This window comes from Paenibacillus glacialis, assembly GCF_001637205.1.
Classification (GTDB): Bacteria; Bacillota; Bacilli; order Paenibacillales; family Paenibacillaceae; genus Paenibacillus_AQ; species Paenibacillus_AQ glacialis.
On record NZ_LVJH01000043.1, the window covers coordinates 28,178 to 45,896 of the forward strand.

Below are 17,719 nucleotides of genomic sequence, written 5' to 3' on the forward strand. Positions count from 1 at the left end.
ACACCCATTTATATTTCAATATATGAGCGAAATCCTTACACTATCCATTTATTCTCATGGAACAGAAACACTTTGCACTCTATTGGAATTCCGATCTCATTTCATTAATAACATAATAGAAAGGTAGTGAAACTTGGAACTCACTCCTCTTATATTTTTGAGAATAGAACTCGGAATAGAGTCAAAAACCTCTTTACTAGCTTCTATGTAAACGGTATACTTAAATCAAATATAAATTATGAAATTGCGTTTCATCTAGTGAAACAAGAGGTATTTTATACAAACAAGGAGGAACATGTGTATGTCAGGAAAAGATCATTTCTCTACCGCAAGTAATCTTACGGTTGGTGGCAAGGACTATCGTTACTACAGCCTACAATCTTTAGAAAAGCAAGGAATAGGTAGCATTTCAACACTTCCTTACTCCATTAAAGTATTACTAGAGGCTGCTGTTCGCCAATTCGATGGACGAGCAATTACTGAAGAACATATCAAGCAACTTGCAGAGTGGAATAAGGGCCGTGACGAGAACAAAGAGATTCCGTTTATTCCAGCACGGATTGTACTTCAGGATTTCACAGGGGTACCTGTCGTAGTCGATCTTGCTGCAATGCGGGACACCGTGAAGAAAGCTGGCGGTGATCCTAAGAAGATTAACCCACTTGTACCTGTAGACCTCGTCATTGACCACTCCGTTATGGTTGATGCATTCGGAACACCGGACGCACTAGAATATAATATGGAAGTGGAATTTGAACGCAATGAGGAACGTTATCGTTTCCTACGTTGGGCTCAGACTGCGTTCAATAACTTCCGCGCTGTACCTCCAGCAACTGGAATTGTTCATCAAGTCAATCTAGAATACCTAGCCTCTGTAGCTGCAACGAAGACGATTGATGGTGAGACTGTTGTCTATCCTGATTCCCTTGTAGGAACGGATTCCCACACAACGATGATTAATGGCCTCGGCGTTGTTGGATGGGGCGTAGGTGGAATTGAAGCGGAAGCAGGAATGCTTGGACAACCACTATATTTCATCATGCCTGAGGTTGTCGGATTCAAGCTCACAGGTAGCCTAACCGAAGGTGCTACAGCGACAGATCTAGCTCTTACTGTAACTCAAATTTTACGTAAAAAAGGCGTTGTTGGTAAATTCGTTGAGTTCTTTGGCCCAGGCTTAGTTAACATTAGCCTAGCTGACCGTGCCACAGTTGCTAATATGGCACCAGAATATGGCGCTACCATTGGATACTTCCCCGTAGACGATGAAACGTTGGCATACCTAAGAAATACAGGACGTTCTGATGAACAAGTTGAGCTCGTTGAAGCTTATTATAAAGCACAAGATATGTTCCGCACGGTAGATACCGTAGATCCTGAGTTCACAGAAATTATTGAACTAGATTTGGCATCTATCGTACCTAGCTTAGCTGGACCGAAACGTCCTCAGGACCGTATTGAATTGACGCACATGAAGGATTCCTTTAATGACATCATGCGGACACCTGTTGATAAAGGTGGATATGGCCTAAGTGATAGTAAAATTGAGCAGTCCGTAAGTATTCAACATACAGATGGTTCAGTTAGCCAACTTGGAACGGGTGCAGTCGTTATTGCTGCAATTACAAGCTGTACGAACACTTCTAATCCAAGCGTTATGTTAGGTGCCGGTCTACTGGCTAAGAAAGCTGTAGAACGAGGTTTGAAGAAACCAGGTTATGTGAAGAGCAGCTTAACGCCGGGTTCACTCGTTGTAACCGAGTACTTGAAGAAAGCAGGACTACTTGAATCACTCGAAGCTCTTGGTTTCTATCTTGCGGGATACGGATGTGCAACATGTATCGGTAACTCAGGTCCACTACCGGATGAAGTAAGCCAAGCTATTTCAGATAACGATCTGACTGTGGCTGCTGTATTATCAGGTAACCGTAACTTTGAGGGTCGTGTTCATGCTCAAGTTAAAGCGAATTACCTAGCATCTCCACCATTGGTTGTGGCTTATGCTCTTGCAGGTACAGTTAACATTGACCTACAAAATGATCCTATTGGTTACGATCAGAATAATGAGCCTGTCTATTTGAAAGATATCTGGCCAACTTCTGCTGAGATTAAGGAAGCTATCGCAATGGCTGTTACTCCAGAGATGTTCCGCCAGAAATACGCGAATGTATTTACAGCGAATGAGCGTTGGAACAACATTCCTGTACCTGAGGGTGAACTGTATGAATGGGATGATAACTCCACGTACATTCAGAATCCACCATTCTTTGAGAATCTTGGTACTGATCTAACGGATATCCAAGATATTCGCTCCGCTCGCGTGTTAGCACTTCTAGGTGATTCGGTCACAACAGATCACATCTCACCAGCGGGTAATATTTCACCATCCAGTCCTGCCGGTCTTTATTTGAAAGAACATGGCGTGGATCGCAAAGATTTCAACTCATACGGTTCTCGTCGTGGTAACCATGAAGTGATGATGAGAGGAACATTCGCTAACATTCGTATTCGTAACCAAGTCGCTCCAGGAACAGAAGGCGGCGTAACAACGAATCTATTGAATGACGAAGTTATGTCTATCTATGATGCCTCCATGGATTATCAGGACCATAAACAAAATCTGATCGTCATCGCTGGTAAAGAGTATGGAACAGGAAGCTCACGTGACTGGGCTGCTAAAGGAACTACTCTACTTGGCGTCAAAGCTGTCATCGCTGAGAGCTATGAACGTATTCACCGCAGTAACCTTGTGGGCATGGGCGTTCTACCATTGCAATTCCAAGAAGGTTCCAGTTGGATTAGCCTTGGTCTAAATGGTCGTGAAACCTTCGATATTCTTGGCGTTAATAATGATATTAAACCTAACCAAGATGTCACTGTCACTGCAACTCGCGAAGATGGTACGAAGTTTGACTTCACAGCTACAGCCCGCCTCGATAGTACGGTAGATGTAGACTACTACCATAACGGTGGAATTCTACAAACGGTTCTTCGTCAAATGATTAAGAACGGGTAATTTTGAATGGACCCATTCGTGTTTCTACTGGTCAAGAATATAACCTACCTTCTAACGTAGCTCCGATTATTATTGACGACATCGCAGCTTGGATTAAGAAGAGCAAATAATCGATACAGCAATTTTTAAGACACAAAAAGAGAAAGGCAGAACCTATGCCCTTCTCTTTTTGTGTTTACTTATTACTTCCATCTATTTCCAAGTAACAACTACTTTCAAGTCCCCTGTCTCTTCGAAAGGGCTATGGTTATAGGATATCCCCTTGATATTTAACGTATATAACTGTTGGAGAGCCTCCATCAATGAAGCTTCATTTCCATGAAAACGAAATACAATCGACTTGTCACCTTGCTGAATGCTCGCCTTCGCTTTTGCTTTCAATTGGGTAGACGAAGATACAATCTCACTCTTCTCATAAAGGTTATATTGAAGGTCCTTCACCAACTTCTTAAAGAAGGATGTTTTATTCCCTCCCTGTTGAACAAGTGTCGATAGCGTGTTACGATACAATGTCGTAGCTTTTGGATACGGCTTAGTCCACGTATGGTCTTTGCGCATCTGTTTATCATTCCGCAGATAATATTCGATACTCACAACATTCTTCTGATCAGGAACCGGATCATCCCATGTTGTATCTAAGTGATACCAACTACCCGATATAAGAACCAAATTCCATGCGTGAAGCTGACTTATTCCACTACCCTTCGGCGTGGCAGTACCCTCTACGATTTTATTTTGTATGCCTGATTCTTTCAGCATTTTGTATGTCAAAAGGGAATATCCTTGACAAACGGCGCTTCCCGTACTGAGCCCCTCATAAGCTGTATATTTCTGCAACGTCTTATCATATTGCAAATGGATAACGATCCAGTCATGAATCGCTTTGACCTTCTCGTGATCATTCATACCTGGAACAATGATTTCCTTCAGTACACTCTTTACTCGCTTCTCTACATATGCCGTTTCTTGGGCAGTCTCACGATAACTGAGTTTGACCGTTACATCTGCCGCGCTAGGACTACCCCGATATGAATAGCCATAACTTGCAATGGTATAATTAATATATGGATCGCTCTCCATCGCTTGGTCCAATGCTTGTTTCAATTGCGTTTTGAGCGATTTAGTCTTGCCTTTATATTCAAAAGTAACATTCACTTGGGTGTTATTCATAGCTGACAGTAGTAGTTCTTGAATGTCACTAACAGATCTCACTACAGTAGATTTGGATGCAGCATAAACCTGCTCAAAGTCCACAGTCGGTGGAACTGCAACCGCCATAAGCATTCCGATTAGCAGTACTTTTACAAGTCGATCGCGGCCTTTTGTCATGAATACCCTGCCTTTCTCTACTTAATTCACATAAATATTGTAACACATCCTTATTGTGCAAGTGCAATATGTAAGATGCCATTCGTTGTAGTCTCTCCTTCCACGCCAGAATTCACTATCTCCAATATTCAAATATATGCTTAGAATATATGAAAATGCCCTTTACAGCTTTACCCAACGTTTCCTATTCCTCGATCACTTCCGATTTACAGGAATGATATAACATTAATTCGCATTTTCGCCTTCTTTTATAGCGTCACTACGAAAAAATTTCGTTATAATAGGATTAACGATTGTGATTTTAGTCATATCATTTATGAAATGGAGAGAGGTTCCTTGACCTACGTTGATACTTCTAATATCTCGGCACAAATGTTCATCACTGTATTATTATTTTTGGTCGTGATTGCTCCATTGTTCAGCCTCGCCATCTTGCGATTCTTCCAGGCCAAGCGGAAATCTGGATTTATGCTCATCCTTGCAGGCGTACTTGCTTATGTAGTGTTCCAGCTCAGCATGTTGATATTTTTTTGACGCGACACTACAAGTGGAACTCGATTGTCTGTATTCTTAAAATTCAAGCTTTCTCAACTCGTGATATCATCGTCTAACTTTAACTTTGTGCACTGCACCTATTTGTGCCATAAGTATAAGTAACATATGGCGTCTGAATCTGAACATTCTAATTTTTGTACACCAAAAAGGCTTCGCCCTCCTCTTACTTGGAAGGTGAAGCCTTTCGCATGATACAGATTTAAGCTTCTGGATTCAACGCTCTGTTGAACTGTGTTGTATTCATTCCCACGATCTTGTGTTCACCAATGACAGTGACAGGTACCGCTCTGAGTCCCATATCCCATACTTGTTGAGCAAAATCATCATTTGTCTCAATATTACGTTCTTCATATTGAATCCCTTTGTCAGCCAAATATCCTTTCACCTGACGGCAATGAGGGCAATTCGAACTTGTATACACGATAACATTTTCCATGTTAATTCCTCCTTTATTTATGCTGTTCTTAATGCATTCTTAGTAATCTCATTCGCTATATTAAATCTTAACCTCACTATATTCAAGGCTTTCAATATACTTCTCACAGTCCATCGCCGCCATACAGCCACTACCAGCAGCCGTAATCGCTTGTCTGTATTTGGTATCCTGAACATCGCCACAAGCAAATACACCAGGGATATTCGTCTCAGATGTTCCTGGTGTCACAACAATATATCCATTCGCATCTGTTGTGATTTTCCCACCTAGAAATGCAGTGTTCGGATGGTGACCTATCGCTACAAACACACCACTTGCCTCAATCAATTCTTCCTGGCCTGTCTGATTGTTTAACACTTTAAGGCCATTAACGCCTTTCTCATTAGCAGATACCTCAATAGGAGTACGATTAAGGGACCACTGTACTTTATCGTTGGCGCGAACACGATCCTGCATAATCTTCGAGGCACGTAATTCTTCACGGCGGTTAACAAGTGTTACTTTTGAAGCGAATCTAGTTAGGAAGTTAGCTTCCTCAAGCGCGGAATCACCGCCACCTATAACTACAATCTCTTTACCTCGGAAAAAGAATCCGTCGCAAGTAGCACATGTACTTACACCACGTCCGATATTATCCTGCTCACCAGGAATTCCTAAATATTTAGCTGTCGCTCCAGTCGAAAGAATTAGCGTTTCAGTAACCAATTCTCCGATACCTTCCACATTCAACTTAAATGGGCGGCTTTCTAGTTCTACGCTATTGACCCATCCCGTTCTGAACTCTGCACCGAAGCGTTCAGCTTGTTTACGCATGTTATCCATCAATTCAGGACCCATAATGCCATCAGGGAATCCTGGGAAATTCTCAATTTCAGTCGTTGTAGTTAATTGTCCACCCGGTTGTGGTCCTTCGATAACGAGTGGCTTCATATTGGCACGAGCCAAATAAATAGCAGCTGTTAATCCTGCAGGACCAGTTCCAACAATAATAGATTTGTACATATAGGTTCCCCCTAATAAAATGATAGTGTATAAAGATATATTTCAAATTGTTAATTATAATAATTATTATCTAGTAACTATTATGTTTCAAAATCACCAATATGTCAACATATTTGTTACAGATCACCTGAGCAGCCGTAACCCATTCAGAATAACTAATATGGTGCTTCCCTCATGTCCAATTACGCCTAATGGAAGAGCAATATCTCCTATGAAGTTGCTAAGAATTAGAATTAGAATGATGCTGATTGAGAAGGTCATATTTTGTTTAATCACTCTTTGGGCTCGTTGTGAAAGCTTGATGGTACTAGCAATCTCCTCAATATTGTCATTCATGAGAACCACATCTGCCACTTCTAAAGCTGTTCCACTTCCGTTCATTCCCATGCCGATACCAACTGTTGCTGTTGCCAGTGCAGGAGCATCATTAACTCCGTCACCTACCATAACCACATGGCCATACTTCTCCCTTAATTCTTTAACATGAGCAACCTTTTCTTCTGGACGGAGATCTGCATAGATCCAATCGACACCAATCTGTTCACCAATGACCTGTGCCGTATCTCGATGATCTCCTGTAAGCATTGCAACGCGGATCCCTAAAGCTTGTAACGACCGCACAGCACGTACTGCCTGTGGTCGGATCGTATCCTGTAATGCGATAAGCCCCGCCACTTCTTCCCCCTCCATTATAATGGATACGGTCTTTCCCTGTGAAATTAAGCGTCTTCTGCGTTCCATCCAGACCGCCTTAGATCCATCTGTCGAGCCATCGAGAATATCACTCTTGCCTATTCTCCATAGGGTACCTTCGACCTCAGCAGTCATTCCCCAACCCGTTAAAGACTCTGCATGATCAACAGATTTCAATGGAAGTTCCTCTTCCTCTGCTTTTCGCAAAATTGCCTTAGCTAGTGGATGTTCAGATAACTGCTCTATAGAGGCACATATAGTAAGTAATTCATCACGTTCATAACGCTCATCTACAATAAAATCTGTCACCTGTGGCGTTCCCAACGTAAGTGTTCCAGTCTTGTCAAAAGCTACTACAGATGTCAGCGCCATGTTCTCCACATGAGCACCACCTTTAAAGAGAATCCCTTTACGTGCACGATTCGAGATCGCCGACAGCATAACTGGCATAATCGATGAGACTAATGCGCATGGAGAGGCAACGACAAGGAACACCATCGCTTTATAGAACGCCGTTCCCCAAGTCCATCCAAGGAGAAGAGGTAATAGAAGCATGACTGCTATCGTTATCGTAACTACAATACGCGCATAGACCGATTCAAATCGTTTAATGAAACGCTGAGATTGAGGCAATTCACTTTCCGCTTCCTCGACAAGTCTTATGATTTTGGCAAATACAGTAGATTCAGCCGATTGAGTTACTTCGACATATAATACACCTTCCCCATTAATCGTACCGGCAAAGACGATATCCCCTGTTGTTCGATCTACAGGAATAGCTTCACCTGTTATCGATGCTTGATTAACCGATGAGTAACCACGCTCCACACGACCATCAGCTGGGATCAATTCACCTGGCTTAACTAGAAACAGATCTCCTATTTGGAGTTGGTCAATATTGATCTTTACCATCTCGCCATTCTCAATCCGCAGAGCAGTCTCTGGTTTCAGAGCCATTAACGAAGAGATATCTTTCTTGCTCCGTTCCATGGTGTAACTCTCTAATGCACCACTTAAAGCAAATATAAAAATTAGCAGAGCACCCTCATTCCAGTAACCGATTGTAGCTGCACCCATAGCTGCGGCAATCATAAGCAGATTAACATCGAGTTCTCGTTCTTTAACCAGCGTATATACAGCTTCTCGTGCTGTAGCCCATCCCCCTATTGTATAGGCTGTGATATACAACAGAATCGATAGGTAAGGCGCCCAATGTCCGACTGACCATGCTATTAATGTAAGCAATCCGCTTCCTAATGCAGCAAGCATCTCCTTATTGCGAAGCATACTACGTAGATCAAATCTTCCCCTTTTATGAGGGTTAGGCTGATTAGCCTGTTTTCGGACGGAAGACCATCCTATCCTTGATAAAGCTTTTTGAGTATTTTCCATTGTTAATCACCTTCCACTTGAGAATGAATTGCATTATTATCTTCCTAAAAATGACACATGCTGCTCCGGGTATCCGGAGCAGCATGTAAGGCAAATGAGAATGAAAATCATTTCTTGTACTTATACAATTATTTTTCCCTAAGGAAACTTTATAATTGTATTATATTCCTTTGTAGATGCCAAGTAAATAGGAAGATTCCATACACACAAGAAGAAACGGCTACACCCGCCCTTAAGGATGGATATCCAACGTGTCATCAGACGACACACTTACTTTCAGGTTCCTTGTTTATAAGAGCTATAAATGAAATCCGATCACTTTCTCCATCAATTCCAATTGTGCCGCAGCTATACGAATAACCGTTGCCTCCCGAGGATCACAACTCATTTCATCGATCCCGAATGCAAAGATGGCAGGAAGATCTGCACTCGTTAAATGCCCTACGGCTCTAATATGAATACGCGGATGGATCTGCCGAATATGATGAAAGATTCCCATGTTCATTGAATCATCCGGGGACATCACATTTCTTTCTTCCCATTCCACCACCAGTAAGTTCGTAGCGCGGGCAAGATCTGCCGCAACGGATGATCGGATATTCCAAGGAATTAAGGCTCCCACTCGATATTTAATAGAACGGCGTATATGTCCAAGTGTCTGTTCTGCAACCTGGTCGACGAAATGAATTCCATCTGCAAATTGTTCAGCACTCGCTGGATGAGTGACTAATATATCCACCATACAATCTATTCCCTGTTGTTCACACGTTCGCATTGCCCGAAATAAAGCTTCAATCTGAATATCTTGAATTCCAAGCATGGAATAAGAAGAGGTTCCGAAATTCGATGCTTGTATCAAGCTAATTGTCGCAGGCACACCCTGAAGCGCATAAAATAACGATTCCCACTGTTCTTGAAGCAGACATAATAATCGTCGTTGCAGGGGTACAGCAATCTCCTCATCCATCATCCATCCAGTGGGAACAATACTATTTAAGGGTTCTAGCTTTAACAATTCTTCACAACGTACTAATCCAACATTAGCTACTCCCATGGACTTTCCTATCCACAGTTCCTCAGGAGTTAATCCCCCCGTCATTACCTTCAAAGTTCTTACCTGATCACTCCATAAGAGTAACTTCTGAAGGATTTCATGATGACCCCGATGAGTATATACGATATCTCCTTCAATCTTACGAATACACTCAACATCTATGCACATTAATGCTTCTTCACGTGATAACGTTCCTAGCTCAACGAGCTCAACAAGTGAGAGCAATTCCGATAATGAACTTGCTTTGACAGGTAGATGATCAGCCTGTGTACTGTAAAGGTTCCCTTCACTTCGGAACAAATAATCGTCTTGCACCCAACCCTGTTCATTCTCAGCTACAGCTTGCTCCTGAGCACTCAAGGAGTATAACGCTTTCATATTGCCGATATTTGAACATCCTGTTGTTCCACTGCTGCAAGAATAGTGACCCTCTTTACGGTTCATTGTCGCTGTCCACCCTCTTTCCTCATCGAAATAACGAACATACATAAAGCGTATTAAATCATTATAAAAAATATACAGCCATTACCTATTTATACATAAAAAAAGGTGCTCCCCTCCTTTCGGAAAGAAAAAGCACCTACTGTATAAATAATCCTAGCTATATTAAATGAATGATCTTAAGAGTACGTGCCACAATACTATCACTTATTTCTGACTAGCTTGAATGGCTTGTTCCAAATCATTGATAATATCCTTAACATTTTCCGTCCCAACGGATAATCGAATCATTTCCGGTTTAACACCCGCTGCGACTTGCTGTTGTTCCGACAATTGTTGGTGTGTTGTGCTAGCAGGGTGAATGATCAATGACTTCGAATCTCCGACATTCGCCAGATGTGAGAATAGTTGTACATTCTCGATCAATTTCCGACCTGCTTCCGTACCACCCTTAATACCAAATGTTAGGATTGCTCCTTGTCCACTAGGCAAGTATTTCTTGGAAAGTTCATACGAAGGATGACTTGGGAGTCCTGAATAACTTACCCACTCTATATCCGCATGATTCTCCAAATATTGTGCTACTTTAAGCGCATTCTCACTATGGCGCTCCATACGTAAATGAAGCGTCTCCAGACCCTGTACAAGCATCCAAGAGTTGAATGGGGATATCGAAGAACCCATGTCTCTTAATAATTGAACGCGAGCTTTGATAATATACGCTATTGGACCCACAGCATCAGTATAGACTACGCCATTGTAGCTTGGGTCTGGTTCAGTAAGACCAGGGAATTTACCACTAGCTTTCCAATCGAATTTGCCAGCGTCAACAATGACACCACCGATAGATGTTCCATGACCGCCAATAAACTTCGTTGCCGAATGAACGACAACATCAGCGCCATGTTCGATCGGGCGGAGCAAGTACGGACTTGGGAATGTATTATCTACAATAAGAGGAAGACCATGCTCATGAGCTATATTCGCTACCGCTTCTACATCAAGGATATTTCCTTGAGGATTACCAACCGTTTCCGCATAAAGAGCCTTCGTCTTATCCGTAATCGCTGCACGGAAATTCTCTGGATCATTAGAATCTACGAAATGAACTTTGATCCCCAGTTTCGCCAATGTATTAGCGAACAGGTTATAAGTACCACCATATAGACTGGATGAAGAAACAATCTCATCTCCAGCACCTGCAATATTAAGAATCGAGAATGTAATAGCCGCTTGACCTGACGCCGTTGCCAAAGCACCTGCGCCGCCTTCTAGAGCAGCAATACGTTGCTCGAACACGTCCGTAGTAGGGTTCATTATCCGAGTATAGATATTACCGAACTCCTTAAGTGCGAACAAATTTGCAGCATGCTCACTATCATGAAATCCATAAGATGTCGTCTGGTACAAAGGAACTGCACGAGATAACGTAGTTGGGTCAATCTGCTGACCTGCATGAACAGCCAAGGTTTCTAACGATAAACGGTTTTCTTCGGACATGGTGAATCCTCCCTTTTCAATGAAAGATTTGATGTTATAATACACATTTAATCACTTCCACATTTTCTCATAAATAAATGGATTTGAAAAGCATATTCCATACTAAACACATCAGAAAAGTACAAAACAATCCCTCTTAATCTTGATAAACATCCCTAAACCCTTTATATAAAAAAACTGGCATCCTTCCCCTAAGAGATTGGAATACCAGTTCACCTTTAACATTACTTATCTAGATAGATGGATTGAACTAAAGTTAGCGCTCACAAGTTCAATCATTTCTAAAGAGAATCATGAATATGAGGGTTCGTCTTTAGTTCAATCTAGATAGATTGAGTGATCTATTAATAACTTCCTTGAGATTGTTCTCCATTCGCAATAGCGACGCCTCCGCTTGTCCCAATTCGGGTTGCACCTGCAAGGATCATGATTTGTGCATCTTCAGCACTCCGCACTCCACCTGAAGCCTTAACACCGATATCTGGGCCTACCGTAGCACGCATTAATGCGATATCTTCTTTCGTGGCTCCACCAGTAGAAAATCCTGTAGATGTTTTGACAAAATCAGCACCCGCTTTTACAGCTAACTCACAGGCACGTACTTTCTCTTCATCAGAAAGCAAACATGTCTCAATAATGACCTTTGTCAGTGCTTTTCCATTTGCCGCTTGAACAACAGCAGCAATATCTCGAGCTACTAATGCATCATCGTGACTTTTTAAAGCTCCGATATTAATGACCATATCCACTTCACCTGCGCCATTTGCAATCGCATTTGACGTTTCAAACGCCTTAACCTCTGGTGTTGAAGCCCCTAGCGGAAAACCAATGACGGTACACACTTTGACTTCAGGAGTGTCTTTCAATATCGCATGAGCTACAGCAACCCACGTCGGGTTCACACACACCGAAGCAAATCCATGAATTTTGGCCTCTTCAGCTAACTTTTGAATATCTTCCTTCTTCGCATCAGGCTTTAATAACGTATGGTCGATCATTCTTGTAATTGATTGTTCATTCATAAATAATTCCTCCTATCGTTATACATTCATTCTTGCCCTTAAATACTCCTTATATTAGGTATCAATCTTTACAAAACACAAAAATTACACAAATACCCTCTATCCATAGGATAGGGGTATTGTTTATTTACGTTGTTTACTTGATTGAATCTAAATATTCAGTAATCTGAGTCGGGGTTTTAGCAAATTTACTATGTAGGTGCGCTTTCTTTTCTCCATTACGGTACACTAGCAGACTTGGAATTCCACGAACATCATTCTCCTCAGAAATATTAGGGAATTGTTCAACATCCAATGCATAGAACCTTTTATCGGGATTGTTATCAATAATTCCGCCCATAAATTTGTCTAACGTTTTACAATCTGGGCACCAAGTTGCATCGTATTTAATGACAGTCCATTCATCGCCCTGCGTCAATTGACGGTACTGTTCCTCTGTTTGGATTCTTTCCATCTTGTTGCTCCCCCTATGTACGATCCCATTTCTCTAGGATCATCATTTTAAATTGCAATGACAAATTTCACATTCGTCAACACTTATTTCTATAATAACGATTATTTTTCCTTTTGCAAACTCAGTATGCTCCATAAGGATCAATCCAAACCCCACTTCTTTAGATCTTTACTCATTTCACAGCACAAAAAAAGCGTAATCACGCCGAATATCGGCAATGACTTACGCTTTTTCTTCTAAACCTTACAGTTTATTTAATGTCTCTGTTAATACAGGCACAATTTGCAATTTACGTGATACTACACCTTTAAGTAGCGCTTTGTTATCAACCAATTGGACATCATATGCCTGTTCAACCGCATGTGTTACATTTCCGATTGCTAATGCTACAGAATCGTTATTTAGGATATCGGTAACGACGAATACGAATAGATCCAAGCCTTTCTCAGACACTACACTAGATAGTGCAGCTTCTAATTCAGCTTGACGAACCAATACATCATTGGTATCTACCGCATTCACTTGAGCAATCTCCACTTTGTAGTTGCCCATTTGAAATTCTTTAGCATCAAGTGAGATTAATTGTTGGATCGTCTTATCACTAAGATCAGCACCCGCTTTAAGCATTTCCAGACCATAACTTTCTAAGTTCACACCAGCAATTTCAGCTAATTCCTTCGCTGCAGCCACATCTTCGTCGGTACAAGTTGGGGATTTCAAGAGAAGGGAATCTGAAATAATAGCAGATAACATTAACCCTGCGATTTCCTTACGGATAGCTACTCCCTTTTCCTTGTACATTTTATTTAAAATAGTTGCTGTACAACCCACTGGCTCTGCGCGGTAATACAAAGGATGACTCGTCTCAAAGTTCGCAATACGATGATGATCGATAACCTCGATCACACGAACCTGATCAATATCACTAACACTTTGCTGACGTTCATTATGATCTACTAGAATAACTTCTTCTACTTCATTTGATACCGTCTCAACAAGGCGGGGTTCTTTCACATTGAAATGATTCAATGCATATTGTGTTTCCCCACTAATTGTACCCAATCGTACAGGTTCTGCATCTACACCTAGTGCATTCTTTAGTTCAGCATAGGCAATAGCAGAGCAGATCGTATCTGTGTCTGGATTTTTGTGTCCAAAAATAAGAACCTTCGTCATAATAATTATTCTCTCCTTCTCGTGGTCAATATAAGAAAAATGCAAGAATGATTGTCCTGTTATTAAGTATAACTTCAAATCCTTCTTAATCCAATTCCTTTACAGTGAATAATTAAAAATAGTTAAAAAGTCTTTGTTGGTAGCCCATTGTTTGGCACATTCAAAGATTCTTTTTGATGTCTAACCATAAGTATAAATCCTAACGCCACCAGCATACTTGCCGATGCACAATAGAATAGTATGGAGTACCCGAAACTATCGATCATCATACCTAGCAACGGTGGAGATGATATAGCAGCTAAAGAGGATACCAAGTAATACAACCCCGTTCGCGTACCAATACTCTCTTCTTTTCCAGTTGAAATGATGAAAGGATACGAATTGATATTAATGCATGCCCAGAACATACCTCCAAGAACTAATAGAAGACGAAGTATCAGTAAATCTTTCACCAAGATCACAAGAGCAAAGACAACAAATAGGCCACATATCCCCGTAATTATCATTTTTATTTTACCAAATCGATTACCCAAAAAGCCACTCGGTATAGCGAATATTACAAATGCTAATGAGAAAAAGGTCAGGGAAAAAGACGAGGCTTTCTCACTTAGTCCTAAATAATTTTTGCCGTAGAGTGTAAATAACGTCTCAACGCCTTGATAGGCGACGAACCAGAAGAATATAGCCGCTAGTAAAAATACCGTAGTACGGTCGAGCTGTCCTTTCAAAGAGATACGTGGTTTCTTTCCCGGCACGAGTGTAACCGAAGGTGTGTTCACAGAATCTCTGGATTCCCGTATCGTACGTGAGACAACTAAGAGACAAATAAGAGTCAATAATCCGGCTGCAATAAAAGGTAACGACTTATGGTAGTCATACAACATGGACCCCACACCAAACGCAATAACAGAACCAACCCCACCCATGAAATTGATAATTCCATTAGCTTTCGTACGTTTATTCTCTAAAGTAGTATCTGGCATCAGTGCCACCGTTGGTGAACGATACAAACTCATAGCAAGATTCATTAGTATCATAAATAGCAAGAGGGTGAAAAGTCCCGTGTGAAAGGGAATAATAGCCGTAAAGATGGCAGCTAAGGGCATTCCTATTAGCAAATAAGGTATTCTTCTACCGTATCGGGTTGTCGTATGATCACTTCTGTTGCCTATCCATGGCTGTAGAAATAGAGCAAAATAATTATCAATGGTCATTAAGAATCCGACGACTGCTACACTTTGTACATAGTTTTCAAGAAAAAAAGGAACAAAGGCGTTATACAATGCCCATGTAATACTAATACTAAAGAACCCAAAACCCAGCAGCCATGTTCTCTTCACACGTCACTCTCCTCTATTGGATAATAATTCAGCTAGTCGCTCTGGATAGTCTGTTATGATACCAGCAACACCCGCTTCAATCAGAGATCTCATCCGCTCGGGTTCATTGACAGTAAAAGGACAATACTCCTTACCATGTTGAGTAGCTCCCACAATAAACTCAGGCAGCACAGCATAATGATAGGCATGAAGGGCATCTGCACCTAATGTTGAAGCATATTCCCACGGACGATATAAACCTTCCATATACAGAATTCCGGTCCGAATTTCTGGTGCAATACTTTTGCAAAATGCTAAAGAGTAATGATTAAAGCTTGAGAATACAACCCTATCGGACATTTCATATTGCCGCACAAGGTTGATTACCTTCTCCTCCATACCTGGGTACATGAATATACCGTTTTTCAATTCAATATTTAATATTGTGTCACGTTGATGAAGAAGCTTTAGTAAATCTTCTAGTGTGGGAATATGTTCACCCTCGAAAGACTCTCCGAACCAAGAGCCCGCATCTAACACGGATAGCTGTTCAAGTGTCATGTCTTTTACATAACCCGACCCATTTGTAGTGCGATTGATAGTTTCATCATGGATCAGCACCAAATGTCCGTCTTTGGTCATTTGAACGTCCGTTTCGATTCCCGTTGCTCCAAGTTCAAGACCCTTAATAAATGCCGCCATCGTATTCTCAGGGCACACTGCTGACGCGCCTCGATGCGCATAGTTGATTACCTTCTTCTTCATCCTCCGTACCCCCATATCGTAAATTACCTTCGTTAATATTATAGTTTCTATTGTGGTGAAATACATCATTAGAATGTAAAAATTGACATGATGATAGGGTTGGGATTTAAAGAATCAACAACAACAAAAAAGATCCTCCATTCTTTATCAGATGGAGAATCTTTATGGAAATTTTGAAGAGCTATGGGATGTTTACTTTCCCTTTACGCTTACCGGTTCACGAAACATATATTTCAATAAAGGAGGTGTAACCAACGTGGTGAGAATAACCATAATAATAACTGAAGTGAAATATTCCGGTTGAAGTAAACCGGCTTCCAAACCTGTTGCCGCTATGATTAAAGCTACTTCACCTCTTGATATCATTCCCGCTCCGATGGCAATCGACGACTGTCTACTAAAACCAGTGAAACGTGCTCCAAGTCCTCCACCTACCCATTTGGTCATAATAGCAACCAATGAGAGAAGAATTAGAAATCCAATTTGTTGTCCAACACCTACAAAGGATACATTAAGTCCAACACTGACAAAAAAGACAGGGACAAATATGGCATACGCAATAGGTTCTATTTTATGTTCCACAGTATGTTTAAATGATGTTTGTGAAATCGCTATACCTGCTGCAAAGGAACCAATGATTCCAGCCATACCCATGATATCTGCGAAATAAGCAAAACCAAAGCAAATAACCAAGGCAGCTGTAACGGTTGCTTCCGTTACTTTCAGTTTGGAGAGCAACTTCATTAGTTTAGGTACAATGAATGCTCCTACGACAATAATAACGACAAAGAACAATACTTTCTTACCGATAAGCAAACCGAGGTTCACGTCCGTACCTGTGCCCAGTAAACTCATCATTACAGCTAATAAAATAACGACAAGAACATCATCTACCACTGCAGCTCCCAGAATGGTCGTGCCTTCACGCGAATTCAGTTTGTTCATGTCTTTGAGTACTTGAGCAGAAATACTTACGGAAGTAGCACTGAATATCACTCCCATAAAAAGAGCATAGCTGTTGGGGAATCCGAAAATTTGCGCGACTGCAAACCCTCCAACAAAGGGAAGGAATATCCCCCCTACGGCAACAGCAAGCGCTGACTTCCAATCCCGTTGAAGCTGATCCACATCTGTTTCTAGGCCCGCTATGAACATAAGCAACAACACACCGATTTCCGACATGTAATGAATAAAGCTGCTATCGTTTGGAATCCAACCTAATACCGCCGGCCCCAAGACAACACCAATGATTAATTTACCCAATACAGCAGGCTGACCTAATCGAACAGATAGATCTCCCGCCACTTTCGTAAACAATAAAATAAGTACAAGATAAAAAACAAACTCCATACTCCATCTCCCTCTCTGTATCTAAAATGCCCTCAATGATTAGTTCTTATAAGGAAGCCTACAACAAAAAAAGAGGAGCCCTAAAATTCAGGCTCCCCAAAAATAAACAGGAGGAGCCCTTGGTGACAGGCTCCTCCATAAATAAACACAAACATATAATTAAAACTTATAATTTAATTATAAAGAAATCTTATAATTTTGTAAACCTTTTTACA

At 41.2% G+C, this 17,719-nt stretch carries 14 protein-coding genes; 2 read left to right on the forward strand and 12 right to left on the reverse strand.

What is annotated here, in order from left to right; all coding sequences use genetic code 11:
* Positions 1-301 precede the first annotated feature (301 nt).
* The gene (acnA, locus tag PGLA_RS19080) at positions 302-3,016 is read left to right on the forward strand and encodes an aconitate hydratase AcnA (RefSeq protein WP_068535934.1); all 2,715 of its coding nucleotides are present in this window, start codon (positions 302-304) and stop codon (positions 3,014-3,016) included.
* Positions 3,017-3,208: 192 nt separating this feature from the next.
* Here acnA and PGLA_RS19085 read toward each other — a convergent pair whose 3' ends face one another.
* Positions 3,209-4,345, reverse strand: coding sequence for a transglutaminase domain-containing protein (locus PGLA_RS19085; RefSeq protein WP_068535936.1), 1,137 nt, complete (start codon positions 4,343-4,345; stop codon positions 3,209-3,211).
* Positions 4,346-4,681: 336 nt separating this feature from the next.
* Between PGLA_RS19085 and PGLA_RS19090 the strand changes: the two genes are divergently transcribed.
* Entirely contained in the window at positions 4,682-4,879 is a 198-nt protein-coding gene (locus tag PGLA_RS19090) for a hypothetical protein (RefSeq protein WP_068535937.1), read from the forward strand.
* Positions 4,880-5,099: 220 nt separating this feature from the next.
* Here the strand turns inward: PGLA_RS19090 and PGLA_RS19095 are convergent, their stop codons facing one another.
* From PGLA_RS19095 to PGLA_RS19145, 11 genes are all read right to left on the reverse strand, one after another.
* Positions 5,100-5,336, reverse strand: coding sequence for a glutaredoxin family protein (locus PGLA_RS19095; protein WP_068535939.1), 237 nt, complete (start codon positions 5,334-5,336; stop codon positions 5,100-5,102).
* A gap of 60 nt (positions 5,337-5,396) precedes the next feature.
* On the reverse strand, positions 5,397-6,338 hold the full coding sequence (trxB, locus tag PGLA_RS19100) for a thioredoxin-disulfide reductase (RefSeq protein ID WP_068535941.1): 942 nt from the start codon (positions 6,336-6,338) through the stop codon (positions 5,397-5,399).
* 123 nt (positions 6,339-6,461) lie between these two features.
* Positions 6,462-8,423: a heavy metal translocating P-type ATPase gene (locus PGLA_RS19105; RefSeq protein ID WP_068535943.1), complete on the reverse strand. Its 1,962-nt coding sequence runs from the start codon at positions 8,421-8,423 to the stop codon at positions 6,462-6,464.
* A 298-nt stretch (positions 8,424-8,721) separates the two neighbouring features.
* Positions 8,722-9,921 (reverse strand): hypothetical protein, encoded by a 1,200-nt coding sequence (locus PGLA_RS19110; protein ID WP_068535945.1) that lies wholly within the window; start codon positions 9,919-9,921, stop codon positions 8,722-8,724.
* Between the two features lie 204 nt (positions 9,922-10,125).
* On the reverse strand, positions 10,126-11,418 hold the full coding sequence (locus PGLA_RS19115; protein ID WP_068535947.1) for a homocysteine synthase: 1,293 nt from the start codon (positions 11,416-11,418) through the stop codon (positions 10,126-10,128).
* 344 nt (positions 11,419-11,762) lie between these two features.
* On the reverse strand, positions 11,763-12,440 hold the full coding sequence (deoC, locus tag PGLA_RS19120; RefSeq protein WP_068535949.1) for a deoxyribose-phosphate aldolase: 678 nt from the start codon (positions 12,438-12,440) through the stop codon (positions 11,763-11,765).
* A gap of 136 nt (positions 12,441-12,576) precedes the next feature.
* Positions 12,577-12,894 (reverse strand): thioredoxin family protein, encoded by a 318-nt coding sequence (locus PGLA_RS19125; RefSeq protein WP_068535951.1) that lies wholly within the window; start codon positions 12,892-12,894, stop codon positions 12,577-12,579.
* A gap of 243 nt (positions 12,895-13,137) precedes the next feature.
* Entirely contained in the window at positions 13,138-14,070 is a 933-nt protein-coding gene (locus PGLA_RS19130; RefSeq protein ID WP_068535953.1) for a manganese-dependent inorganic pyrophosphatase, read from the reverse strand.
* Positions 14,071-14,192: 122 nt separating this feature from the next.
* Positions 14,193-15,410: an SLC45 family MFS transporter gene (locus PGLA_RS19135; RefSeq protein WP_068535955.1), complete on the reverse strand. Its 1,218-nt coding sequence runs from the start codon at positions 15,408-15,410 to the stop codon at positions 14,193-14,195.
* A 3-nt stretch (positions 15,411-15,413) separates the two neighbouring features.
* Positions 15,414-16,154 (reverse strand): glycerophosphodiester phosphodiesterase, encoded by a 741-nt coding sequence (locus PGLA_RS19140; protein WP_068535957.1) that lies wholly within the window; start codon positions 16,152-16,154, stop codon positions 15,414-15,416.
* Positions 16,155-16,346: 192 nt separating this feature from the next.
* Complete coding sequence (locus PGLA_RS19145) at positions 16,347-17,504, reverse strand: cation:proton antiporter (protein ID WP_068535959.1); 1,158 nt, start codon at positions 17,502-17,504, stop codon at positions 16,347-16,349.
* Positions 17,505-17,719: the final 215 nt, after the last annotated feature.